The sequence below is a fragment of the Candidatus Cloacimonadota bacterium genome, assembly GCA_019429305.1.
Classification (GTDB): Bacteria; Cloacimonadota; Cloacimonadia; order Cloacimonadales; family JAJBBL01; genus JAHYIR01.
The window spans coordinates 33292-60162 of sequence record JAHYIR010000008.1; the positions used below are offsets into that span (position 1 = coordinate 33292).

A 26871-nucleotide genomic window follows, 5' to 3' on the forward strand; every position below is an offset into this window, starting at 1 on the left:
TTTAGTCCTCTTATTTTACCTTCACTATCAGATCAAGGTTTAAGACAATCGCTTGATTATCAGCCGAATTTTCAGATCTAATCAGTATAATGTTATCGCCGTTAGTAAAGTAGTTGGCTGCGATGCTGACATTTCTGGCATAATAAATGGTATCATTCTCTTCTGTTAAAGAATCGGTATATAAATTTACCGGATTACCGTTTATCCAGATAGAACTATTGCCATATGAAACAAAACTTAGCATGGCATCTCTGACTTCCCCATCTAATCTGAATCTACGCATAAAAAGAGTATCTTCGATAATTGGCTCAATTTCAGTGTATAAAGTATCTGCAACTACAGTTTCCTCTTGGGGTATCATTAACCAAATAGGTGCAACATTAGTTCTATCCAAGCCAATCAAATCCTTCAGTCCGTCTTTTTCATAAACTATCGACACTGCACTCCAATCCAATCTATTCAAGTTTTCAGTATAAGTAGAACGGGTAGCTAACCACTCGGAATTTGTATAAAACGAGATTTTTTCAGTCAATAAGCCCCAATCAGCAAGACGATTTTGTGCAGCTATAGTATAGCTATCATGATGATCGAGATTATGCACAAAAGTAGTTACCAGCAGATCATACCATCCGGCACTTTCCGTCCTCAGATATGTTGCATAAGGTACTTTATAACTCTCATTAATAAAATGAACGATACTCCAGTATTCATCTTCATCATAATTTCGTAATTCTACGAGTTGATTAGAGACTTCAAAAAATCTATCCAGCTGAATTTCAATAACGTCAGCTGTATGATCGTAAACTTTAGCAATTAAAAAGAGAGCTTTCGTATTTAGCTCGATCTCAATACCCTGTTCATAACCTCTTGCTTGTTGTAACATTTTTACTATATCATCGCGATAACCATCTGCTCTATTTACTATTCTTTCTAAACGATTATCTCCCCCCGCTAAATTTTGCTGCCACCTCGTTAGTGGATTAACTCTTAAGAGTTCTGCAGGGTTAGCGTTAATAAAATTTTCTTCCATTTCATTGAGTTTGGTTTCCAAATTTGCTATTAATCTTCTATATTCTAACACTCTGTTGGCTGCATATTGATAGTCCTCGAAATCAAGGTAGAATTCATCTAATGGCAAATAGAGGTTTTCTTGCTGATATGCTCTGTCTAATTCTTCAAATTCTCTTATCTGACTGAACATTTGATCGTATTGCTCAGAAAGGAATAAGTCGGTTATGTGATTATACTTCTCTAATACCTTATTTCGGGCAATGTTTTCATAAAGTGTTGAAGATGAATTTCTTTGATATATATGCCGGGCTAATCTTTCAAATTCATCATTTCTACCCATATCGGCATATTTCAGTGCTACTAATTCAAGTATATCGAGAGTTCTGGGATCATTGGGATATCTATCTGTAAATCCCAACATTACTGATACTAAGAACTCATTATCATAATGATCATGATACAATTCTAAGGCATCATAATATATATTCGCTGTACTGTCTTCTCCATAATCAATTCTTCCTGCTTCAGCATCCTCGTGCAGTTCAAGTAGAAGCTCTGATGCTAAATACTTCGTTGCCGGATTTCGAGCATAATCTTCAATAATACTATAACGTGTATTGTATGCTTCGTATGATGAAGGATATTTAGCTATATATTCGTTTTTAAGATCTTTCGTAAGTTGCTGATCATACATTAGTGTATCAGCAATATTCCAAGCTCTGGAGTATAATAGATACGCTTCTTCAGGACGTGATCTGTAAATAGATAACGCTGTTAGGTGTTGTACCGCTCTCTCATAGTCGTGTGCTTTAATATAAGCATCTATTGCTTCCCTTGTAAAGCCGACGTATCTCTCAATATCGGTTTCACGATATTCATACGCTAAACGCAGATACTCTGCTGCTGCCTCGAGATAAGCATTATCTATAACCAAAAGGTTGGCTTTTGCTTGCATTTGCGAACGGTAGTGGTTCTTTATATTCTCGCGGTCAGTTTCGTCTATAGAATAATCTGCAGCATTGCGGTAATATCTTTCAGACAGAGTATAATTATCTAATTTCTCATTGATTTGAGCTAAATATATATATACGGCTCTTCTTAAATCATTGGAAACGTCAAAATCAAGAATAAGTAACAGATCTCTTTCTGCTTCAGTAAATTGTTCATCTTCAATATAAACAAGACTTCTTTTATAGAGAGCTCGTACAATATCTTCAGTATAATACTCAGAAAACTCTGATTCAGAAAATAAGGAGAGGAATTGATTCGTGTTTTGAATAAACAGATTTTTCAGTTCTGATTCGGTAATGATCAGATCATGGGTCTCATCTCGGTACGGTTGATCTTTTAGATCAGTGTATATTTGATCAAAGAGGGTTTCAATTGCCAAAAACTTTCTAAACTCATAATCAAGATGATTATTATTATCCGGATATTTCTCATTAAAATCACTGATCATTTCATGCGCTTTCAAGTAATAATACGGTTGCTCCCTAACTTGTGCAATCTCAATAATAAAATCTACTTTGTTTTTACTTTTGGTTCTAACCCATACCAGACCATCTGTATCCATAAATTCCGGAAATTCACTATATTTGGTTACAAGGTCACTATAAGCATTAAAATTATCATCACTTTTATCATTAACAAAGCGGTTATAATATCTTGGCTCCATAAATTCGTATGCTTCTTTGATTATCTCCAATTGCTTGCTAATATCATACTGTGAGTTGTACTGATACCACTCTGATTTAGCATGGAAATGCTCTATCATCTTCTCTTTTTGAGCTACCACGAGATCTCTGACCTTTTCTTCGTCAGAAAGCATAAAGGCATAAACTCGATAAATTGTGGCGGTTGTGTCGACAATGGTGGGATTATCTATGCTTAAGGGAAACATTGTCAAATAAGCTTCATAATAATCTACTGCCTGAAAGGGAGCATTAAGATCCAATTTCAAGCTTATAGCTCTTTGTATTATCCTTTTAATATGTTGTTCACTTTCAAGCATTTCTGGTAAATTATCTTTAGCAAAAACTACTGATCTGGATGTAGATAAATAATCCCCTTCATCCATTCTTTCTAAACTATAAGCAATATTCTCTAAAGCATCTTCTTCGAAATAAGCTCTTAGTAACCTCTCGTCTTTAACCAGATTAAGTATTTTGGAAAAATCCTCTATCGCATTAGCATAACGATTAGTGCTGAAGTACGCCCAACCTCGCTGATATAAACCTAAGTATTGATAATCATCACCTTCATGACCAGCAATAAAATCTAACAGATCTTTAGCTTTTTGATAGTAAATTATCGGTTCCTCAGCATCAAGACCGATCTCATAATACAAAACCGATAATCTGTAAAGCGTTTCTGAATAGTACCTTGATTCAGGAAAATCTGTTAAAATTTCACGATAGGCAGATATCGACTCCGCTAAAGCATCTTCAGTTAAGCGAAACTCATCTCCCCACCTAATTATTGGCTCTGTGGCTCGATCTGATATCATGCGCTGAATATAGTCGTAACGCCTCTGGTCTCTCTGTTTCTTAACATAGTCCGCTGAATAATAACCAATGTTATAAAGCACAATATCCCGTAATGGATATTCCGGATTGAACTCAAGAACTTTTCTGAAATTGTTTAAAACTAAATCAGGTTCAGAAATAAATAGTTCTGCACTCAATTCTGCTAATTTGAAGTAAAGATCATCTAATCTATAAAAATCAGGATTACGCTCGATAAAAAGTTGCATCGATTCATAGAGATTGCTTTTATATGCAAAATTTTCTTCATATAGTTCTTGGAGATCCCCATTTGATAAGATCCCTAAAATAAAAGTTACATAGAATGATAATAAAAAAGCTAATATGAGGAGAACTATTTTTCTCTGGGTCATTTGTCCCCCTACCTATTGCCTTCATCTTCTAACTGCTGTATCAATGAGCGATATTCTCTATCTCTTCTGACATTTTCTTGGAATAAAATATCCAACAAGGCATAATCATATTTTCTGTTTATTTGATCAAGATCCCTTCTGGTCTTGTTCATTAATTCAACCGTTAATAAATATGTAATATCACCACCCTGAAATGAATTTCTGTTTGATCTTTTCATTCTTGTAGCCACTTTTTCATGAAAACTGCTGGCAACCAAACCCTTGATTCCTGACAAACCATTACGAAGTTGCGTTAAACTTGCCAATTCTTCATTCAGTAGAATCAAATACTCATCTTCTTCATCTATAGTTCCAAACTCTCTCTCTACTTCATTTAGTAAATAAACAATTCTGTTCCTAAGTTGAGCTTTTTCATTAGTGGTCAATCCAGTAGCAGGATCTTCTAATTGATTCTCTTGCCTAACTATTTCTCTAGCTATATTAAGAGCTTTCATATATTGATCCGATCCTACTCGATAGGACTCAATCATATTCAGATATCTTGAATAAAAGCTGTATTGGTCTCTTCTTACATCCTGCTGCTGAATAGTGACATTTGTTAAACTATAGAGAAACTTTGAAGTAAGAAGATCAACTCTCAGAGTATCAATATCGGATATTTGCCTTTCAATTTGTGCAACCCGTCGATCATTTGGTAAACTACTTATCCTCAGTGCTACATCATTTATATCTGTAATCAGTTTCAACAACATGACATACTCTTCATTGATCAACTTGGTATATTCTTGTTCTTCTCTATTCAAACTCGAGAAATCAAGTAAGAGATTCCTGTCTAATAGCTCTTGTAATTCATTATACTGCCTGTTTAGCTCTATCCTCTTGTTCGCAGTTGGTTCATTAATATAACTCTCAACATCATTTCTGAACTTTGCTAATAACTGCTGTTCATATTCTAATATCCCACCATAAGCTCGGTTTGCCCTTAAAACATCATTGATCAAAGAGAATGAACTATCGTATCCTGTTTGATTGGCCTTTATACTAGCTATCATTACTATCGCATCATCATAAAAGATACTCTTCTCAGGCATCTCAATAATCTGATTCAAGTAAAACAACGCCATCTCATTGTCACCAAAAGCTCTATTTATTAAAGCAATTTCATAATACAATTCATCTGTAACTTCATTCGAAGTTATATCGAGATATTCATTGTAATATAGTAAAGATGATTGAAAATCTCCACTTTGCCCTAAGATGCGAGCCAATGAGAGAATTACAAAATCATAATAAGGGAGCAAAGAACTGGTATTCAAGGACAGTTCAATAAAATGATCAATTGCTTTCTCTGTTTGAAAACTACTGAATAAAATCAACCCGATCATTATTCTGGATCTTAGTCCATAATCATAATCATGGATCAACCTTTCAAATAATGACTTCGCCTCAGCTAATTCTCTGATGTTATAATAAGCTTGCCCTAAATAAAACCTGCTTCTGGCATCTGCATATTGAGAAAATTTATTATGTAGAAAGATGTATTCTCTATTGTGACCATTCATTATATAGATAGTTCTTAATAGTGCTACACTTTGTCTGATCTTTGCTGAACTGGCAAAATTTTCCGTAAAATATTCCAGTTTCTCTCTCGACCTGTTAAAATCTCGCCGGTAGTAATCATACATGGCATCATAAAACAGATAGTGATCTCGAACTATTACTGTATCTTTAAAAATATACCTGATCTCTTGATGTTTGACATCTATTTGATATGTGTCGGATTCAAGGTATGCGGACTCAAGTTCAGTAACTTTCTCATTAAATAAATCCCAGATGAGATCATTTTGATTATTTTGCTGAAATAGATTTATCTGTTCTTTTTGCGAGATTATCTCTTTCAGACGCTCGAGCTCTTCCTCAATAAGAAAGAGTAATGCTCTTTCTTGTGCAATGTATTCTTCTATCGTTTCGGAGTAAATAATTACCGGCATTAATACTAATCCTAATAATAGGATTGATACTAACATATATATGTATTTCATAGATTGTTCCCTATGGAAAAATTGTTACTGATGAATATGATAAGCTATCTGACATAAATTTAAGTCCTTGCATCAGTAAAATAGAATCTATCAACCAGAAAGGCTCAACGATTGATGTATTGTGTTGAAGGATTGATTGGCATCATTAACTATAGTCTCTACTTTATTATGAGGCAATTATTCTTCCTCTAACAACTTCCTGATCTCTTCTAGTTCCTGTTCAGCTCTTTCTCTCTGTCGTCTTATTCTCTGTAGTTCATCCAATGATGTCCCTTCCCGTACAGGGATATATTGACGGTCGAGAGATCTAAAAGGAGATAGGTCTCTTCTGTTTTCAGGAGAAACAAAATTATCAAACACATATGAGAGTGTTAACCCAAACTTCGGATCTCTTCGATTCCACTCTTCCATACGGTAGAGGTCAAATCTGCCTGAAAAGTTATGATAACGGTATTCAAATCCCGTGTTCCAATTGTGTCCATCGATCTCTGAAATAATAGTAAAATTACGTGCTGGTTCAAATTGCAGAGCTCCAAAGATACCTTCAAACTGTTCAGAGATCTGTACCGAACCATGAAAACGATGAGAGCCTGCTCCAACGGTTATTCTCGTTGGTAGATCTCTGAATTGGGGGATTCCACTAATTATTGTGGTTTTTGAAAATGCAATATAAATTGAATTCTGCCGATAATTACCAACATCAACGATATCAGGATAATCGGGTTTAAATGGACCCTTTGATGGTATTTTTGAAAAAAGGTTATCAACTCCTACAGCCATATCGGGTAATGTACTTGTCTCAGTTAGTAGTTTCACTTTTACATGAGCATAGTATATCTCGTCCCCTGAAGCAACAAAACCGACCTCTCCATAATTGAATAACCCAAAATTAATTCCAGTTGCCCAATTGTAGCTATAATTATCGTTCTTTCTGTCGTTTTCAGGATAAACGTAATTATTTATCGATACTTTACCCATCAAGTGAGGCATTACATAAGCATCTGGTACTCTAACATTGCCATAATTAATAAATGGAAACGCTATTAAGTAACCGGATAGCCCAAATAGCAACACACCTATTGCTAAGTATTTCTTCATTATTACCCCCAATTTGCTTCAATTTTATTGTTATTCACGTATCTACTGATTTTTGATATTATGATTAAGTGAGCATAAACATTGCTATGCGTGGATAGTTAGTATTAATCTTTATTGATTTCAATTCATCACTCCATGACTCATCTTTATCAATTAGATTTATGATTAGTTTCATGTTATCTATATTTTATCATACTATAAGATATGTCAAGCTCTATTTCATTTTACTGTTATATTTCTTGATATCTTAAGTACTATATCCAACAATAGTTAACTTAAGCCCCAGCTATTGTTGATCTATAAAATATGCTTTAATTCTGAAAAAACATGGTTTACAACCGACTTTGATATAAATTTGATAACATGAAATAAGAGCTTAAATCTATCAGTTAACAGGATATTGGTATTACATTATTATAAGGGATAATTTTTATTAATGTATAAAGCATCCTGGTGAATCAAATCTATCTTCACTCGGTATCTGGATATCTCTAACATTTTTTTAGTCGATCCTAAATAATTTCATATACTGACTTTCCTTTTCCCAAGGAAGCTTAAGTAAAAAAATCAAAGAAAGGTTGACAAAAAAAAGGTATTTCTAAGTTTGACGGAACAGATGAATTCTGTGGGCCTGTAACTCAGCGGTAGAGTATCTGCCTTTTAAGCAGAGAGTCGATGATTCGAATTCATCCAGGCTCACCATTTTGATGGCCCCTTCGTCTAGTGGCCTAGGACTCCAGATTTTCATTCTGGCAACAGGGGTTCGATTCCCCTAGGGGTCACCAAAAATTCATCTGACCCATTCGTCTAGTGGCCTAGGACTCCAGATTCTCAGTCTGGCAACAGGGGTTCGATTCCCCTATGGGTTACCATTTAATAGTCATTACTGCTATGTAATGACTTTTTTTTTAAAACAGTATATAGTTAAGCGAAAAAATTGACTTGTTAATCAGAAGAGAATAGTTTGTAATAAATTGAATTATCAATACGTTAGAGAAAAGAGATGACCATTAAGTCAGGAAAGGAGATGTATAAGAGAGGTCTTGGAGAAAATGAGCTAACTGTTTTGAGAGTTTCCATCATTAATTAAAGTAAAATTGTATCGAAATAATAACTAATATACACTAACATAAATGAAGGAGCTTATATGATCCGAATAGAGAATTTAACCAAGTATTATGGTTCTGTAAGAGCAGTAAACCGTATTAATTTTCAAGTCGGAGAGGGTGAGATCCTCGGCTTTTTAGGACCCAATGGAGCAGGAAAATCAACAACTTTAAAGATCCTGACCTGCTTTCTTACTCCAACAGATGGCAACATTTTTATTGATCAGTATAACATCTATGAGCATTCAAAAGAAATTAGAGAACTAATTGGTTACCTCCCCGAGAATAATCCGCTTTATCTTGATATGGCTGTCTATGATTATCTTCTATTTATAGGAGAATTGCGTGGTTTAAATCAAAAAGCTTTCAATAAAAGTCTTCGTAATGTTATTGATAAGTGCGGTTTAACCGGAGTAGTATCAAAACCAATTCACACATTGTCAAAAGGTTATCGTCAACGTGTAGGTTTAGCACAAGCAATACTTCACGACCCAAAAATACTGATACTTGATGAACCAACTGCCGGTCTCGATCCTAATCAAATTATCGAAATAAGAGATTTGATCAAGGAATTAGGAAAAGAGAAGACTTTGATCCTCTCCAGTCATATATTACAAGAGGTTCAAGCAGTCTGTAGCCGTATTGTAATAATCAATAAAGGGGATATAGTAGCAGATGGAACACTGGATGACTTAAAAGCCAGCTTACAAGGTAAAAACAGATTAAATCTTGATCTAGTTGCAGATGATTTTGATGCACAATTATTGAAAGCCAGCATCCCTGAACTTGATATAGTAAACATTACACCGAAAGAAGGTTTTTTATCGCTGGTATTAGAATATAGTTCTGATAGAGATCTAAGGAGCGATATATATAATTATATTAAAAAAAAGGACTGGGTTATTCTGGAAATGCATCGAGAATTTATGAGTCTGGAAGACCTGTTTAGAACATTAACAATTGAAAAAGAGGTTGCCTGATGTTAAGTAAAACAGCTATTCTCGTAAAAAATGAACTTAGGAACTACTTTCATTCTGCTTCGGCTTATGTTGTATTAGTAGTTTTTTTACTAATTACAGGTTGGTTTTTTGCCAGTCCGCTCTTCATAGTAGGACAGGCAGAATTACGCTCATTATTCGGTACAATTCCCTGGATTTTCCTTTTATTTATACCGGCTATAACTATGGGGAGTATTGCCAAAGAAAAGACAGCTGGTACATTGGAAACATTAACTACCCTTCCTCTAAAAGAAAGCCAAATCATTATGGGTAAGTATTGGGCAGCTCTGTTGCTGACTTTGGTAGGAGTAGTTTTCACATTAGTTCATTTTGTAACAATTGTAATGCTAGGTAGTAACATTGATTATGGTGCAATATTTTGTGGTTATTTAGGGTTAATCCTCATTGGTGCGGTTTATTCATCTATAGGGATTTTCGCATCGACCCTTACTAATAATCAGATCGTTGCCTTCATTGTTAGTTTCCTATTCATTTTCTTCTTTGTAATTATAGAGTTCATACTCATTTTTCTACCAGGTAGCTTAGTTGAGATTTTCCAGTATTTAAGTATTGGATATCATTTCTCTAATATTAGCCGAGGAGTTATAGATTCGCGCAACATCATCTATTTCTTGAGCTTAATAGTCTTTTTCCTTCGCTTAGCTGTTATCTCGATGGAAACAAGGAAATGGAAGTAAGGGGGAGGATATGAAAAAACAAATTAATGTTAATAATGATCCCAAAACAACTCATTTAAAAAACAAGAATCGTGGTGAACGTCACCGCTCTATGATGTTTAATATAATCATTGTACTTGGTATTTTGATAGTCATTAACCTGATTTCTATTAATATTTTTACTCGTTTTGATCTGTCACGCGGCAAGATCTATTCTCTTTCCAGATCCAGTAGAGAGACAGTTAGAGAGCTTCCAGATCGTTTACTGATCAAAGCATATTTCACCAAAAACTTACCTGCCCAATTAGCTGATGCTCATAGATTTACCAGAGATATACTTTCCGAGTATCAAGCATATTCACGTGGTAGGATTAGATTTGAATTTGTTGATCCGAGTGATGAGGATCATCTTCGACAAGAAGCTCAACGCAATCAAGTAATGCCAGTCTCAATGCGAGTTGTTGAAGATGATAAACTAGAGATACGAGAGATTTTTATGGGTCTTGTTTTTCATTATCAGGGTAATACAGAAACAATCCCCTTTATTCAGAACACAAGGGGATTGGAATATGATATCACCAGTTCAATAAAGAAGATTACTGATATTGGAAGAAAGACTGTTGGACTTTTTAAGATCGAAGAACCAATGCCGCCTGCTATGCCTGGTAGGCAACAACCTCAAACAAGGTTTAGTTTATTATCAGATATGATCTCTGATCATTACAATCTCGAACAGCTTGATCTAACTGAACCGGTTAGTTATCATATCAATACAATGATCTTTGCTGGAGTTAAAGATTCACTTCATATTGAACAGATTTACAATCTAGATCAGTATTTAATGAGAGGTGGTAGATTACTGCTCTTTCAGGAAAGGGTTGATGCCAATTTACAAACAATGACAGCGAACCCGATTCGTTCAAATCTCTTTGATCTCTTGGAGTATTATGGTATCAGAATAAAAGAGAATCTGGTAACTGATGCCAATGCAGGTCAGATTCAAGTACAAAGACAACAGGGGATCTTTAGTTTCGCTACGCCTGTAAGTTATCCACCATTTCCCGTTATATCGAATGTTAACAAGGATCATGTAGTAACCAGAAATTTGGAAAACTTGCAGATGATCTTTGTCTCTGAAATTGATAGAGTAGCTAATCCAAGTTTAGATTTCGTTGAATTACTAAAAACCTCAGAAAACTCAGGGGAGATAAGAGGACCACAGTTTGATATATCTTTCGAAAAATATATGCAGCAGAGAGATCTTCGTCGGATGTTCAACTCTCCAGCGAAGATAGTAGCCGGGCTATATACCGGCTATATAGAAAGCTTTTACTTGGATATGTTCCCTGAAGAAGATGATTCGTTAGCTGAAGATTTTTATTATCGCACCAATGATGCTAAGATCATTTTAGTCGCAGATTCTGAGTTTATTAAAGACGGTGCTGGTGCTGGAGCACAAGCAAATCTAGATTTTGTTTTGAACTCAGTTGATTATTTAATGGACGATACAACGCTGATAGAGATCAGAGCCAGAGAAACCGTTTTTAAACCTTTGCGAGAACTGAGTACTTCTGGCAGAAAGTTTGTCAGGTGGCTGAATATTCTTTTACCATCATTTCTATTATTGATTTTTGGTGCTTTTAATTATCAAAAACAGATACGTCAAAGAAAACTAATAAGGAAGATCTATGAGCAAGAATAACAGAATACTAATTGCAATATTTGTACTTTTAATTATCGCATTTCTTGTTGTCAGATATACAAAAGACCCCAGAGAAAGAAGAGAAAAATTCTTCAAAGTGAATATTGAGAATATAGCTTCTATTGAGATGAAAACTGTCAGAGATACATTAGTAATTTCTAATGACGGCTTTGACTGGTATATTGATTACCCTTTTCACTTCGAGATAGAACAGACCAGATTAAATAACTTTTTTACTCAAGTGTTACCTGTCGAAACTTCCAGTACACCAGTGGCATTATCTGAAGAGTCTTTTCCAAACTATCAAGTTACTGAAGATAGGGGAACTGTACTAAAATTCTTTGATCGAAATGCCCAACTGATTGATAGTGCAATAATAGGAAGAAGCGGAACATTTGCCTATGCGCGAAGATCAGAAGATAATCGAGTATATCAGTTATTTGATAACATTTCGTTTATGGTAAATCCAAACCTTAATCAATGGCGATCCAATAATATCGTCTCTATACCTCGAGGACAAATTTCTTCAATTGATGTAACCTATGAGCTGAATCAGTATACTATTACAGCTACAGATACTCTTTGGTTATTTACCGATCAAGAACACACATTCTCTATTCCTGAAAATAATAACAACCTAAGGAGAATCTTAACCAAGATTGAACGGATGAATTTGATTAATTACATAGATTATCAATACGAGGATTACATGTCACTCTTACTTGATCCGCAACTTATTCTCACTATTAGATTGATAAACGATACTGTGACCTCTCTCATTTTTGCTTTTGATATAGATAATGAGAATTTTATAGTTCAAAGAGATGATATGACAGATCATCTCTTTATTATTGATACTGATACCGTTGATCTTTTTACTAGATCACCACAACATTTTGAGGACTAGTTTGATTTAGTATTATTTATCAAAACATAAGTATAGATTATCCAAGCACTTATTGTCTTGACAAAATAGTTTGCTTAACGGCTTATTAAATCTATGATAGATAAAATGGAAATACTAAGAATAGTTGTATTAACAATTGTTTTTGTCGGAGTTTTGATACTATCGAACTTAGTGTTCGCTTTAACAGAAATGCCGCAACTTGCTCGCCTTCATTACGATGGTGGTGGAGACTGGTATAATGACCCTGATGCTTTACCCAATCTGGTAAGATATGTCAATAATACTCTTAACACAAACTTTTCTACTGTTCAAGCAGTAGTAAGACCATCAGATGCGAATCTTTTTGATTATCCTTTTATCTTTATGACCGGCCATGGTAATATTACTTTTTCAGATAGAGAAGCGAGAAATTTAAGAGATTATTTACTGAAAGGCGGTTTTCTTTATGCCGATGATGACTATGGTATGGATGAAGCATTTAGAAGAGAGATTCGCAAGGTTTTTCCAGACAGAGACATGATCGAACTCCCGGCAAATCATCCTCTATTTCATTGTTATTTTTCTTTTTCACAAGGCATACCAAAGATTCATGAACATGATGGTAAACGACCACAAGCATTCGGTATCTTTGATGACACCGGGAGATTGATGGTTTTATATACTTATGAAACTAATATCAGTGACGGTTGGTCTGATGCACATGATAATCCGCCCGAAGTTTCAGAAGAGGCATTTAAAATGGGAACAAATATGCTTTATTATATTATGACTCAATAGACTGAGGGAAAAACTTGCGAGTCTATATAGTATCAGATTTTCATCTTAGTTTTTTGCCTAAGAAGGAAGAAGAGAAGCAAAGGAACAAGAAAGTAATTGATTTTTTAGGGAGTCTGGTTAGCAAAGCAGATGTTTTGATATTAGCCGGTGATATTTTTGATCTCTGGTATGATTGGAGCAACACTATCATTAAGGGATACTTCCCCGTCCTAAAGAAGTTGGCAGACCTGAATGAAGCAGGCTGTAGATTGATCTTTATTGCCGGTAATCATGATTTCTGGTTTGGTAATTTTCTTAAATCCTACCTCAATTGTGAAGTATATCTAGATAATTTCACTGAAACTATCGATAATACAAAGGTCTTTGTAGCCCACGGAGATCTTTATACTTCCAACGATTTCCGTTATAAACTCTTTCGCAATTTGCTCAGACATCCGATAGTTAGATTTTTATTTTCGATACTCCATCCTGAAATTGCACTTAAGATTGGCAGATTGATATCACGTACCAGTAGAGCAAGAAACCCACTACCAGATAATAATGAGACTTTACGTACTAATGGTTTGGATCGGTTCGCCGCTTCATTGGCATCCTCGTATGATTTGATAGTCATGGGGCATTCTCATACCCCTAAACAGAAAAACATTAATAATGCTATTTATATCAATACAGGCGATTGGGTAATCAATAGTTCTTATGTTCTTATGTCCGACGGCAAAGTTGAATTGCTTCATTATCCCAATGATAAAGTATCAGGATAACTTTTTGTTACTTTTTTGTAAGTTGTTCTACTTTCTTGACTTGACTAAATCTTTAGAGAAAAATAGTTTGTAACGACTAGTGACTTACTAAGTTTAAATATAGTAAGTAGATAAGTCAAAGGAATAGTTTTAAGTAAAAGAAATTAGTTCTTTGACTAAAATAAATAAATAGAATTGATAAGATAGAAACTTGTTAGGAGGAAATATGACAAAAGCTGATATCGTGCAGATCATTTCGGAAAAAACCGGATTCGTAAGAGATGATATAGCTACTATAGTAGATTCATTTCTGGAGACTGTAAAAGAGAGTATCATAGAAGGAAAGCACATTGAAATCAGAGGTTTCGGTACAATGAAAGTTAAAGACAGGAAAAAGACTGTAGCCCGCAATCCCCGTACCGGTGAAAAGGTTAACATTCCTGCAAGAACCGTTCCTACATTTAAGTTTTCCAAAGAATTCAAGAACGCTGTAAGTAAAAAATAGTTAATTTTTACCCTGTGATATTGTTTTGTAAACTCTTCACAGGGTAAATACATCTAATACTCATAATACTTGAAGTCTGCTATTACTTCAACCAATAGCTGACTGATTAATCTGCTTTTTTTTCATTGTATTGAAAAATGTTATAAAGATACATCGCATTTGATATGCTTACACAAAGTCCATAAAACATAATGTGTTGATCAATTATAAACTAAGAAAAAGGAGGTATCATGTTATTAACTCCCTTAAAAAATACAATAATACTCTCTATCTTGTTTTTTATGCTATTCACGATCCCTATGACAATTTCCTGTGCTGAAAGAACAGATACTAAATCAATAAGTTCTGGAGAAATTATCAATCTACCAGAACCTGCTTTAGATAGCGACCACTCCATTGAGCAAGCACTTCAAAACAGACGGTCTGTTAGAAGATATAGTGATAACCCGGTTGATTTGCAGGCTGTCAGCCAAATTCTCTGGTCAGCACAGGGAATAACTCATGAAGATAGAGGTTATAAAACTGCTCCATCTGCTGGAGCCACCTTTCCTTTGGAGATCTATGCTGCGGTTGGCAATGTTGAAGGTTTATCAGCCGGTTTATATCATTATGTTCCTGACAATCACCACTTGGTAAAAATTCATAATCAGGATCTTAGGGCTGAACTATCTTCTGCTGCTCTTCGTCAAACTTCTATAAGAGACGGAGCATTTGTTGTTATTATTGCAGCTATTTTCGAAAGAACTACCGGTAGATATGGCGAACGTGGTATTAAATATGTTCATATGGAAGTGGGTCACGTAGGTCAGAATATTCATCTTCAGGCAGAATCTTTAGGTTTGGGAACAGTTGTTATAGGTGCATTTAATGATGAAGAGATGAAAAGAGTTTTAGACTTACCCCCCGATCAGATCCCGCTCTACTTAATGCCCTTAGGACATAAATAAGTGAACTGTTGTCTGTTATTATGAAGTATCTCATTTTTTTTTCGACCTGTCTGCTTGCGGTTACCTTCTTAACAGCACGAGATTCTCGTCAGCGTGAAAGATATAATATGGTCAGCAGACAGATTGAAGCCCGTGGCATTACTGATCAGGCAACATTACGAGCCATGAGAAATGTTCCCAGACATCTCTTTATCCCTGCAAATCGTAGAGGGCAGGCATACGCTGATTCACCAGTACCGATCGGTTATGGACAAACCATTTCTCAACCCTATATAGTTGCTTACATGACAGAGATAATTGAGCCCAAAGAGGATTATCGGGTTCTGGAAATAGGTACAGGATCAGGATATCAAGCTGCTATCTTAGCTGAAATCGTCTCTGAGGTTTACACCATTGAGATCATTCCCGAACTTGCTCAGTCAGCTACTAAAGTCATTAATGATCTTGAATACGATAATGTACTTATCAAAGAGGGTGATGGTTATTACGGTTGGGAAGAATTCGCTCCTTTTGATGCTATAGTTGTAACTGCTGCTACGGAACATATTCCACCACCATTGATCGCTCAACTAAAAGATGGTGGTAAAATGATCATTCCCGTCGGATCACCTTTCATGGTGCAGAATCTAATGCTGGTTGAAAAAAGTAATGATACTATAACAACCAAGTCCTTAATGCCTGTTAGATTTGTCCCCTTCACCAGACAAAGTGATGAGTGATCCTCATTTCTCCCGTCTCTATTCGGCTCTTTTTCTTGTTTCTATCTCCATAATTGCCTATCAGCTTCTGCTGATCCAGGTTCTTTCTCTCATCCAATGGTATCATTTTGCCTATATGATTATATCGGTTGCTCTACTTGGATTTGGAGCAAGTGGTACTATCCTGACACTCTTTAGGCGATCACTACTAAAAAACTCGACGCCGATATCCCCTATTCTCTTATTGTTCTGTGGACTATCAATAGCTTTTTCATTACGGTTAACCCAATCACCCTCTCTTGCTTTCGATTCTTATTTGGTGTTTCATGAAGTATCTCATATCGCCAGATTGCTACTTACATACTTGATTTATTTCTTCCCCTTCTTTTTCGGAGGACTTTTTATCGGTTTATCTTTCAGAAGCTCTCCCCATATAATCGGAAAACTCTACTTTTTCAATCTGCTCGGCTCGGCTATTGGTGGTTTACTGATCATTATACTACTCATGTTTACTCCTGCCCAACAGGCAATTGCTATCATTTCTTTTTTGCCGATCGTAGCTGCGGCAATGACAATCCATAAAAAGAGACTCCTTTGGTTTACTCTGCTTGGCTTGGTTTCTCTTTTTGCACTCTATGGAATAATAAAACCACCAGAATTATATCTGTCCGAATACAAGGGTCTCAGTAAAGTGCTCAATATGCCTGATACGGAAATAATAGCAGAGAAAACAAGTCCTTACGGACTGTTACAGGCGGTTAGATCGCCTTATTTAAGATATGCACCCGGTTTATCACTCAACTTTCAAGATGAAATTCCCTTCGAATTAGTTATCTTCAACAATGGGGACTTTATTGGTCCGCTCTTCCCTCTGCATATTGAAGAACAGGAACACTATTACGATTACTCTACTATAGCTCTCCCCTTCATCCTGAATGATATAGATAAAACTCTTATTCTTGACTCAGGTAGTGGAGACATGGTCTCTTATGCCACTGCTCGTGATGTTAAGCAAATCGTCGCTGTTGATGGAAATCCTCAACTATTCAGTTTTATCAAGGATGATCTTACTGAACTTGGCTTTCAGAGTAGTTATCACAGTCCAGATGTTGAAATAATACCTCGGGATCCCTATTCCTTCTTGCTGACCGATAGAGAGGAATATGATCTAATAACCCTCCCCTTAACAGATGCTTTCGGTGGTTCTGCCGGTATCTATGCTATGAGAGAAAAGTACTTGCTCACTAACCAGGCATTTCAACTGATGTGGGATAGATTATCTGATAACGGGATGATCACGATATCAACCTGGATTGATCACCCTCTTCGATACCCATTGAAGACCTTGGCAACTATTGTAGAATTATTAGAAAACAATGATATTATAATCCCTGAACATAATATAGCTGCAATCCGTAACTGGTCGATGATAACTTTCGTCGTGACAAAAAAACCTTTATCAGAAGATAACTTATCTAAAGTAAGAGATTTTGCTACCGATATGGGTTTTGACATTTTGTTAATCCCCGGTCTGGCTCGAGAAGAGAGAAGCAGATTCAATATCCTTGCTGATGAGTCACTTTTCCATTATACGGGTCTCATACTTAGTCCCGAACGGCAAGATTTCTATGAAAACTATCCATTCAATATTAAACCAGCGTCAGAAATCCGACCTTACTTCTTCCAATTTCTGAAAGTTAATAGAATATCAGAATTGTTAGAGGATTTTGATCTGAGAAGTTTTCCCTTTCTGGAACTGGGATACTTTCTCGTTTTGCTGACCTTCCTCCAGATTACTGTTCTGACTGCCCTGTTTGTTATCTTACCATTATTAGTTAAGAAATGGAAATCTACCGGTAAATCATGGACTTTCTTCTATTTCTGCTTTCTTGGACTCGGTTTTATGATGCTGGAGATCGTCCTCATACAACGATTCATCTTCTATCTTGGAACACCTCTCTATTCAACTGCAGTTGTCATATCTGCCGTTCTGTTATTCTCGGGATTAGGTAGTAACCTTTCATCAAAGTTATCTGGTACTAAAATTAATTTCTATTTGATTCTGTCTTCAATTGTCCTTCTTATTATGATTTACGGTCTGTTCCTCAGTCCACTATTACACAATACCCTGCAAATAAATCTTTTCTTCAGAATTCTGCTGACCATTCTTTACTTAGCTCCCCTTTCAGTTCTCTTAGGTTTCCCCTTTCCTTTGGGAATAAAATCCCTAAATTTTCAGAACGAGAATGACAATATCTCCTGGGCTTGGGCTATTAATGGTTCTTTTTCGGTTGTCAGTACTGTCTTAGCAACAATAATCGCTGTAGAAGCAGGATTCTTTGTTGTTATGCTTATAGCTGCCGGCTGCTATCTTTTGGCTCTTATTTCTAATCTAATACTACGATTTTGATAAAATTACTTTACTTTGACCATTTTGTTAAATACAGATTCTTTTGCTGTTAATAATCTGTAAAGATACACTCCGGAGGACTGAATAGTTCCTTGATTGTCTTTACCGTTCCATTCTATGCGATGTTCTCCAATACCTCTGTAATCATTCAATAATGTAGCAATCTTTTGCCCTTTAATATTGAATATCTCTAGTCTGACCTCAGTAGCCTGCGGTAATCGAAAAATAATGGTTGTTTCTGGATTGAACGGGTTGGGATAATTATAAACTAACAGTTCTGTTGGGACAGGGAGAACATTACTAAGAAAAAAATACCCGGCAATATAGATATCTGTCAGACCTACACTATGATATGTTTGACCACCAAATTGAACACTGCCACTAAATATACCTGTCACAAGAATTAGTATATCCACATGTTCTGGTACCGAACTGGCTGAGTACCCTTGAAGAGTTGAAGAGTTTCCAATTCTTTGTGCATGAAGCCAATCACCGGAGTCAGTGTTTATTAAAGCAATAAAACTACCGCTATCATGCAATTCGAAATTTCCAAATTGAACATCATTCCAGTAGTTTCCAACAATAACTAGCTGTTGTACATTCTGATACGAACAAATAGATCTTGCAATGGATGCTGCAGTACCCAAAGATTGTTGTGCCCAGAGCCAGATTCCCTCTCCGTCTATTTTAGCGACAAAAATATTGGGCAAATAACTACTACCACTAATAATGATATCTTCACCGAGATGAGCTGTACCTCGAAATTCACCGGTAATATAAATTACATCGTAACCACTATCGTATGAATAGGAATAAATATCATGACTGATATCCAGTTGTTCACTGCCGGCTCTTATAGCCCATATCCATTTACCATCACTATCTAATTTGGCAACAAATACATCTGCCCAACCGGTACTGGAAAGAGAAACCTCGTTATCCTTTGTAGCAAACTCTATTGTTCCTGAGAAAAAACCAGTAATGTAGATTTCATCATTTTGACTAATAGAAATAGCGGTACTCTCTGCATAATCTTCTCCACCAGCATTTGTTGCCCAGAGCCAGCTGCCGGTAGATGATAATTTTGCTATAAATATATCCGCACTACCCGAGCTTATCAGTTCAATATTCCCAAAATAGGCAGTTTCATAAAATCTCCCTGTGATGAGAATGTTGTCGTTACTATCTATAGCTATTGAGTTGCTGTAATCATTACTTATCCCTCCAGCTCTTTGCGCCCAGAGCCAATTCCCATTATAATCTAATTTTGCGACAAAGATATCTTTTTCACCGATACTATTCAAAGTAATATCTCCAAATTCTGCTGTTCCTGAAAAATATCCGGTTATATAGATATTGCCTTGACCGTCCATTGCTATATCTTGGCCAGAATTGATACCTTCTCCACCCGCTCTGACTACCCATTCAATTTGACCCCAAAGAAAATCATAACTTAGTACAAAAATATCCTGTTCACCCTCACAGGTCACAGACATATTACCAAAGATGGCTGTATCTTGAAAACTACCAGTTATAAATGCTATATCGCTCACAGTAATGCTATTTGCTATATCCCAACCTATGCCCCCTCCTGCTATAAAGCTATTTTCCTCAACTTGTGCCGATAGATCAGTAATGAAAAGATAGAATAACACTCCTACTAGAAATATTTTTTCCCAATTCATGTGTCCTCCAAAAATTTTGCGAAAGATTCAAGCTGATTTTATATCCTCTAACCTTGTTGAAATATCTATTCCAATAGTCCGATTTGTCAACTTTTTTATCTGTTAGGTAATAGTCTGAATTAATATAATTCCTTCAATCTTGAATCCTTAGGGAGCCAACGAGTCGGCCCTAGCCGACTCGTAGCCTCCCTATTAGTATCTTAGAGAAAAGATAAGATCAAGTAATTAGATTAAAGTGGATTAGAAAGTATCTTTTTACTTGTCTAATAGATGACAATTCGAGAAATTAGTAACAGAAAAATACCTGAAGTAGATTACTGCTTGAATGACACCATAACAATACGTCCTTATAGTAAAGGGGTAGTAGATGATTGAACACCGGTTTTACGATTTTCAAGATGATCTGATAGAGAAAGTCTTGCAGGATCATCCGAAAGAGAGAGCTGTCTTTATATTTCCGACAGAGAGATCGAAGAAGGAAACACTCAGGTTATTTCAACAAAGCTCCGATTTCTCTGATAACATCTTTCTGACCATGGAAGAATTCAAAGAATGTCTCTTTGTTGATGATCTACCTTTATTGAGAGAAGAGAGAAGGAATATTGCCCTCTATTACTCATTGAGTCCTGAGCACAAGCGAGATTTGAAAATTCAGAACTATTTTCAATTTATTAGTTTTGCCGGTGATTTTTTCTCTTTTTGGGAAGAGTTTTCTGAAGAGCAGGTTGATATTGAGAACTGCCTTGAGGTGTTAGAAAATCTTGGTGAAGATGTGCTCGACTGGCAAAGAAAAACCTATGTAATGTTGTGCGAAATTAGAGAAAGTTACCGGCTATATCTGGGAAAGAAGGGTTGGACTGATAAAATATTTCTGATTGATGATACCAAAGTGATTTTCGATTATTTTAGAGATAAGAAGAGATTTGTGTTTATCAATCAACACTACTATACGAGATTAGAAAACAGATTGTTAAATATGCTGGAAGAAGAAAATTTCGAGATAACTGTCTGTTATCAGCTACCCGAAAGCTTAGTCGATAAAGAAAAAAATTGTCTGATAGAGCATCCCCTCTTCCCCATTTCTGATCTGAATGATCATCTGACTGAGAAGATCGAGATCTTTACCGCTCAAAATGACTTTTCAATGTATCAAAGATTCTTAGATATACTACAGACAACAGAGGATCTAAAGAATGCCTTCGATAGTAAATTCTATAGAAGCTCCTATCCCCGTTTTCTCTCTCCCAGTCATTTTTCGGGTGTGGATAATGAACCTTTGATCAACTCCCGTGTATCTCTTTTTCTAACAAGTTTAGTAGAATTATTGGATAGCATAATCATAGAGCATACAAAGAAGAATGAGCTGATACCAATTGTTGTTTTAAAGAAACTTCTATCTGAAGATGTCTTTTATAGATACTTCGAGCAAGACCTTTCTAATCAGGATAAGATCTTGGCTATTCTTGACTTCTATCTACGAGAGAATTATTGTTATCTCGATTTGAACCTAAATTGCCTAATTGTTTTTAAGAAAAGCAAGACAGAGATTAACATTGAGGTTTTTAAAACTTTCCTGCACAAAATCTTCTCACTTCTTAACCGCTTAGTTGAGGTGAGATCGATAAAAGACTTTATTGCATCAATTGACACAGAACAGGGCTTCCAACTCAACAGCTTAATATCGGAAGATGAAAGAACATTCAGCGATTTGCCGGAAACTTTTTACAAGAGCTTAGCAGATTTTGCCAATATAGAGGATTTGGGGATTATCAATAACGAGATCTTCTGGAATGAAGGACAAAAGAGGACAAGGTTTACCGATTGTTTAAGTATTTTGAAGCTTATGTTGCTCTATATGCGACCAAAGAGATATAAATTGTATTACCATCGAGATAAAAGGCAGATAGAGATCAGTTCGTTAATGGATAGCCGTAATCTCTCATTTGAGAAAGTTGCTGTTCTGAATGTTACTGAAGGTGTATTGCCTGCAGGTCGATCAACACCTTTTCTCTTCACCGAAAGTCAGAGAAAAAAGCTCGGGCTGAAGACTTATGAAGACATTAGGTTATGGGAAAAGTATTATTTTTTCCGCTTATTGCTCAACTCCCGTCATGTCTATCTTTTCGCCCAAAGAAATGTTAATATAAACAATGAAGTTAGCTCTTTTATAGAAGAATTAAGATTAATGTTCAGTAATGAAAAGAGAGCAAATTCTTTGGAAAATGTTATCGAAATAAAAGAAGAAATAGTACCTGATCAGGGCTATGAAGAGTTTTACCGGCAGGTAATTCAGCCGGATGACAAATATCTACCTGATAGAACTCTGATAAAAGACCCTCATTTCTATATTATACCTTATCATAAAGAAAATGATCGTGAACACAATAAACTCGTACTCAGCTATTCTTCTTATAAGATCCTGCATAATTCCCCGTTCTCTTATTATCTGAAATATTTGGGAATAATTGATGAAGAAGTTATCTATAAACCTCTGTCTCCTCTCTTGATCGGGACAATAGCTCATGAGATAATCGACAAGATCTGGCATATTGTGCAAATCCCCTCTGAAGAAGATCTGACAGAGTTTTTTGAAAACTTGCCTATTAAAGTCAGTGGGATCTTAGAGCAGTTAAGTAATCATATCCTGAATTCAGAAGAGCTGTATTACAAAATACCACATACCTATAGTTACCGCTATTTCAAAGAGATCTTCCTACCGATCGTCGAAGATGGCATTGAATCTTTTTTCTTCTTACTGCAAGATATTATTAAACACAAGAATTCCCGCTTCAACAAAGAACCAGAAAAATGGGGAGATAAATGTAAATTCCCATTACCGATGGGGATAGATCTGGACCTAAATCTGCGTGGTAAGGGTGATTTAGTTGTCACGGAATATGATCTGGATAATCAACAGGAATTTTTTAAAATCTTTGATTATAAGACCGGCTTTCTCAGTGACAGCAAAGAGTTGGTTACCCAGTTAATATTTTATGAGTTACTCTTCTACTATCTCAAAAAGGATAAGTCAACAACTCTACCTGAATTAGTAGAAAGCATTTCTGAATCTGACAAGATAAGATCATATATGTATTCTCTCACCGATAAGAAGATGAAAGAACTCAATGAGTTCTATTCTCGTAAAACAAAAAAGGAACTTTTCTGTGAGTTTATTAATACTCTAATCATAGTTCTGCAAAACATACTAGACAGCGGATATGCAGGAATCAGATCCCGCTCTTCACTCTGTCTGTTTCCCGAAATAGTGAGAACCGATCTGCTGAAGAAGAACATCTCGATCGATAGTTTTACGGCTGATAAAGGGGGTATTTAATGCCTGATTCAATTCGTAAAATCATTACTGCCAGTGCTGGAACAGGAAAAACCTACCGCCTTTCTTTGGAATATATTAACCTACTTCTTAAGTACCGAAAGCAGAATATCAGTTATGATGAAATATTGGTCATAACTTTTACGAGAAAAGCGACGTCTGAAATAAGAAATGCCGTTATTAAACATATTGAATCTTTACTTGCTCAGAATGAAAAAGGGAGAGAATTAGCCGAAAATTTAGACAAATTGTATGGGATCAAAATTACTGAAAACGAGTTGGCATATCTGCAGAATGTGTACGAGCAGATGCTTGTGAATAAACATAAATTGCAGATCAGTACTATTGACTCTTTTGTCCATACAATCTTTAAAGCTGTAATTGCTCCTTATATCGGAATCAGAGATTTCCAGATAGATAATGAGATCAACAAAAAGTATCTGCAGGATATCTATAATCAGATCTTTTCTGATGAACACGATTCTGCTTCTTTTATCAAAATCTTCCAAACAGCCGGTAGAAAAACGATCGAACAATATGATAATCTGATCCTCTCTATCATTCATAACCGCTGGCTTCTTCAGCTAATTAAGGATAAGGGGGTAGAATTTAGGAGTGATCTGCAGGAATTTGCTCATAATTCATTGCTCACTTTCCAGAGTAATTTCAAAGAGCTTATTATAATAATAAAGGAACAATTTACTCTCAACAATAAACTCACTGAACCGGCAAAAAGCAACTTTATGTCTTCTTACTGTAAACTTCTTACTACATCAGATACAGAAGAATTTTTAGATGAACTGGAGCTTAGGATTTCTGATGAGAGCTTTCTACATAAAAGAAGAGACACATTTAGCAATGAACTGCGATTTTGGAAACTACAGGTAGTAAAGGATGAAATAGTAAAAGAAAAACTCGATAGTGTCAAAAGTGTAGCTCATCAAGCATTTTTTAATTATTTTCTCTATCAATATATACTTCCCGAAGAGAAGGCATTATTGTCATTAGCTGATCATATACTGGAAGAGTATGATAGATTGAAAATACGAGATAAGATCCTGACTTACTCCGATATTGCTTTCTATACTTTCAAATATCTTTATGATCCTGATTTATCTTTAATTGATCACGATTATGGCTCGGTCTCTAACCGTTTTTACGAATACCTGTCCAGCCGGGTTAGATTTATGTTAATCGATGAGTTTCAGGATACAGGTATCATTCAACATAAGCTCCTCTTCCCCATCATCAGTGAAATTATTAGTGGTTCAGGAATCAAGGAATATGGGGGAGTTATTGTTGTCGGAGATGAAAAGCAGTCAATCTACGGCTGGCGTGACGGAGAAAGGGAATTGCTCCTCAATATGCCGGCAATCCTTCAATCAAACGACTCTTCATCATTGAATGTAACCTATCGCAGTTCTAAGTTTGTCACTGGCTTTATCAATAAGATTTTCGACAAGATCTCAAATGACTTAAGGGAAGAAAATCTTTTTTGGGATTACAATGAGATCAAAGCTAATTCAAAGGTCAGAGAAGGATTACTCAGCTTCAACTTTCAGAATAAAGCAACCGGTGGCATCTTCGAAGATCTTGAACAACTTAATCCCTATGAGAACTTTGTAGAAAATTGTCTTAAACCTCTCTTAGATGAGGACAAAATAGACCCTACCTCAAGTGTTATTTTGGCTCGAGATAATACTCAGTTGAATGAGATTGCCGGAGTGTTGGAAGATAATGGTATTGACTATTTCTTAGAATCTTCTTTCTCCTTCTTGCATCATCAATCTATTAAACCGATCATACATCTTTTGAGATATATTGCTGAAAAGGATATTTTACATTTTCTGAGATTCCTTCGTTCAGATTTTTGTCTTCTCCCAACCCACGATCTTAAAGATGTCATACACCTGTGGAAAAAAGCTGAGAAGGATAATAGGATCTTTATTAAGCTTTTAAAAGACAACTTTTCTTCACATCCTTTTATATCAAAAACTGTTAGACTTATAGAAGAATCTCTGAGTTGCGACATTATTACTCTGATATCTCGGATCATTAAGGACTTTAATGTCATTGGTATATTCCCACAAGAGCATAACGTTAAAAATTTGCACCTCTTCTTAGAGGTAGTCAGTCAATTTATGAGCCACAACAGATTAGAATATACGAAAAATCTTAACGGTTTACTGCAATATTTAGTTGATAATGAGAAAAACGAAGAGTTCCAGCAAGCCAATATAGATCAGATCAATTCAATTCAGTTGATGACAGTCCACAAAGCCAAAGGATTAGAATTCGAAAATGTCTTCTTTTTTTACGATATCTCCAAACGAAGCGGACAGGACGTGGGTTATATTAATTTTCTCTATCAGTTTAACGGTTCTTTTACAGAATTGGAAGATTATAGGATTACTTACAATTATTCCAAAGTATTGAAAAAAATGAAGTACTCACTGCAAATCATCCAAGAAAAGAAAGATACATTGGAAGAACTTAACAACATCTATGTCGCCCTGACCAGAGCAAAATCCAATATCGTATTATATCTCGTTTACACAGATAAGGAAGGAATTTCTCAAGCCATCAAACCCTCTAAAACTGAAACTGAAAACGAGAATATAAACATTAAGAAGCTCTATTTTAAGGCAATAATAGATTATTTGCATGACCATAATGTTGATGATCTTGAAGAAAAAAGTAAATGTGAGAGATATGTTAAACAAGAAATTGGTTCTATCGTTGCCTCAGAACACGAAGTAACTAAAGCAAAGTTTCCAATCGGAAATAGCAGTGAATTGATCAAAATGCAAAGAGAAAATTTATTGCGAAAACCGGATAGCCAAGATAATCTTTCTCTCAATCTTAAAACTCTGTATCTGGAAGATAAACATATCATCTATGGTGATTTAGTACACTATTATCTCTCATTTGTTAGAAATGGGGAAGAAAACGAGCTCGATTATGCCCATAAAAGAGTGATGATAAAATATGGCAATCTGATCCCTAAAGAAAAAATACTCGCACTGATTGAGAAAATCAATGGTTTTATAGCCAACAATAATGATATCTTTTCAAAAAGATGGACAAAGATATTCACAGAGTATACTGTTTTCGATGAATATAATCAGGAATATCGTTTGGATAGGTTGATGATCGATGAAGAAACTAAAAGTATGCTTATCATTGATTACAAAACCGGCTCTATTAAGGATAAAGAACAATTAGAAAGATATGAGCATATAGTCGCTGAGCTACCTTCTACCAAGAAAGAAAGGTATCTAATATCTTCCCGCTATCTTATAGTTGATATTTAAATACCGATTAGGTATCATTCCTACATA

16 protein-coding genes and 3 tRNA genes are annotated in these 26871 nt (G+C 35.5%); 15 read left to right on the forward strand and 4 right to left on the reverse strand.

Features of this window, described 5'->3' with window-relative positions:
- Window positions 1-10: 10 nt before the first annotated feature.
- From K0B81_05130 to K0B81_05140, 3 genes are all read right to left on the reverse strand, one after another.
- Entirely contained in the window at window positions 11-3907 is a 3897-nt protein-coding gene (locus tag K0B81_05130) for a hypothetical protein (protein MBW6515987.1), read from the reverse strand.
- An 8-nt stretch (window positions 3908-3915) separates the two neighbouring features.
- Window positions 3916-5949, reverse strand: a complete 2034-nt coding sequence (locus tag K0B81_05135; protein MBW6515988.1) for a hypothetical protein — start codon at window positions 5947-5949, stop codon at window positions 3916-3918.
- A 177-nt stretch (window positions 5950-6126) separates the two neighbouring features.
- Window positions 6127-7047: a hypothetical protein gene (locus K0B81_05140; protein ID MBW6515989.1), complete on the reverse strand. Its 921-nt coding sequence runs from the start codon at window positions 7045-7047 to the stop codon at window positions 6127-6129.
- A 627-nt stretch (window positions 7048-7674) separates the two neighbouring features.
- Between K0B81_05140 and K0B81_05145 the strand changes: the two genes are divergently transcribed.
- From K0B81_05145 to K0B81_05205, 13 genes are all read left to right on the forward strand, one after another.
- Window positions 7675-7749: transfer RNA gene (locus tag K0B81_05145), tRNA-Lys, on the forward strand.
- A 7-nt stretch (window positions 7750-7756) separates the two neighbouring features.
- Window positions 7757-7832, forward strand: a tRNA-Glu gene (locus K0B81_05150).
- 11 nt (window positions 7833-7843) lie between these two features.
- A tRNA-Glu gene (locus K0B81_05155) sits at window positions 7844-7919 on the forward strand.
- A 275-nt stretch (window positions 7920-8194) separates the two neighbouring features.
- Window positions 8195-9133 carry an ATP-binding cassette domain-containing protein gene (locus K0B81_05160; GenBank protein ID MBW6515990.1) on the forward strand — a complete coding sequence of 313 codons (939 nt, stop codon included), beginning with the start codon at window positions 8195-8197 and terminating at the stop codon, window positions 9131-9133.
- Window positions 9133-9849 carry an ABC transporter permease gene (locus K0B81_05165; protein ID MBW6515991.1) on the forward strand — a complete coding sequence of 239 codons (717 nt, stop codon included), beginning with the start codon at window positions 9133-9135 and terminating at the stop codon, window positions 9847-9849. The genes K0B81_05160 and K0B81_05165 overlap by 1 nt, the downstream gene beginning before the upstream one ends.
- Window positions 9850-9859: 10 nt before the next feature.
- A complete protein-coding gene (locus tag K0B81_05170) occupies window positions 9860-11530 on the forward strand; it encodes a GldG family protein (GenBank protein MBW6515992.1) in 1671 nt (556 codons plus the stop codon).
- Complete coding sequence (locus K0B81_05175; GenBank protein MBW6515993.1) at window positions 11517-12437, forward strand: DUF4340 domain-containing protein; 921 nt, start codon at window positions 11517-11519, stop codon at window positions 12435-12437. Before K0B81_05170 ends, K0B81_05175 begins: the two co-directional genes overlap by 14 nt.
- 105 nt (window positions 12438-12542) lie before the next feature.
- Entirely contained in the window at window positions 12543-13214 is a 672-nt protein-coding gene (locus tag K0B81_05180) for a DUF4159 domain-containing protein (protein ID MBW6515994.1), read from the forward strand.
- Between the two features lie 14 nt (window positions 13215-13228).
- Window positions 13229-13975 carry a UDP-2,3-diacylglucosamine diphosphatase gene (locus K0B81_05185; GenBank protein MBW6515995.1) on the forward strand — a complete coding sequence of 249 codons (747 nt, stop codon included), beginning with the start codon at window positions 13229-13231 and terminating at the stop codon, window positions 13973-13975.
- Between the two features lie 205 nt (window positions 13976-14180).
- Window positions 14181-14459 carry an integration host factor subunit beta gene (locus K0B81_05190; protein MBW6515996.1) on the forward strand — a complete coding sequence of 93 codons (279 nt, stop codon included), beginning with the start codon at window positions 14181-14183 and terminating at the stop codon, window positions 14457-14459.
- 299 nt (window positions 14460-14758) lie between these two features.
- A complete protein-coding gene (locus K0B81_05195) occupies window positions 14759-15406 on the forward strand; it encodes a SagB/ThcOx family dehydrogenase (protein ID MBW6515997.1) in 648 nt (215 codons plus the stop codon).
- Window positions 15407-15426: 20 nt separating this feature from the next.
- A complete protein-coding gene (locus K0B81_05200) occupies window positions 15427-16125 on the forward strand; it encodes a protein-L-isoaspartate(D-aspartate) O-methyltransferase (GenBank protein ID MBW6515998.1) in 699 nt (232 codons plus the stop codon).
- Entirely contained in the window at window positions 16118-18514 is a 2397-nt protein-coding gene (locus tag K0B81_05205) for a hypothetical protein (GenBank protein MBW6515999.1), read from the forward strand. The genes K0B81_05200 and K0B81_05205 overlap by 8 nt, the downstream gene beginning before the upstream one ends.
- Window positions 18515-18519: 5 nt before the next feature.
- Here the strand turns inward: K0B81_05205 and K0B81_05210 are convergent, their stop codons facing one another.
- The gene (locus K0B81_05210) at window positions 18520-20199 is read right to left on the reverse strand and encodes a T9SS type A sorting domain-containing protein (GenBank protein ID MBW6516000.1); all 1680 of its coding nucleotides are present in this window, start codon (window positions 20197-20199) and stop codon (window positions 18520-18522) included.
- Between the two features lie 367 nt (window positions 20200-20566).
- Between K0B81_05210 and K0B81_05215 the strand changes: the two genes are divergently transcribed.
- Both K0B81_05215 and K0B81_05220 read left to right on the forward strand, forming a co-directional pair.
- On the forward strand, window positions 20567-23533 hold the full coding sequence (locus tag K0B81_05215; GenBank protein ID MBW6516001.1) for a PD-(D/E)XK nuclease family protein: 2967 nt from the start codon (window positions 20567-20569) through the stop codon (window positions 23531-23533).
- On the forward strand, window positions 23533-26844 hold the full coding sequence (locus K0B81_05220) for a UvrD-helicase domain-containing protein (GenBank protein MBW6516002.1): 3312 nt from the start codon (window positions 23533-23535) through the stop codon (window positions 26842-26844). Before K0B81_05215 ends, K0B81_05220 begins: the two co-directional genes overlap by 1 nt.
- Window positions 26845-26871 lie beyond the last annotated feature (27 nt).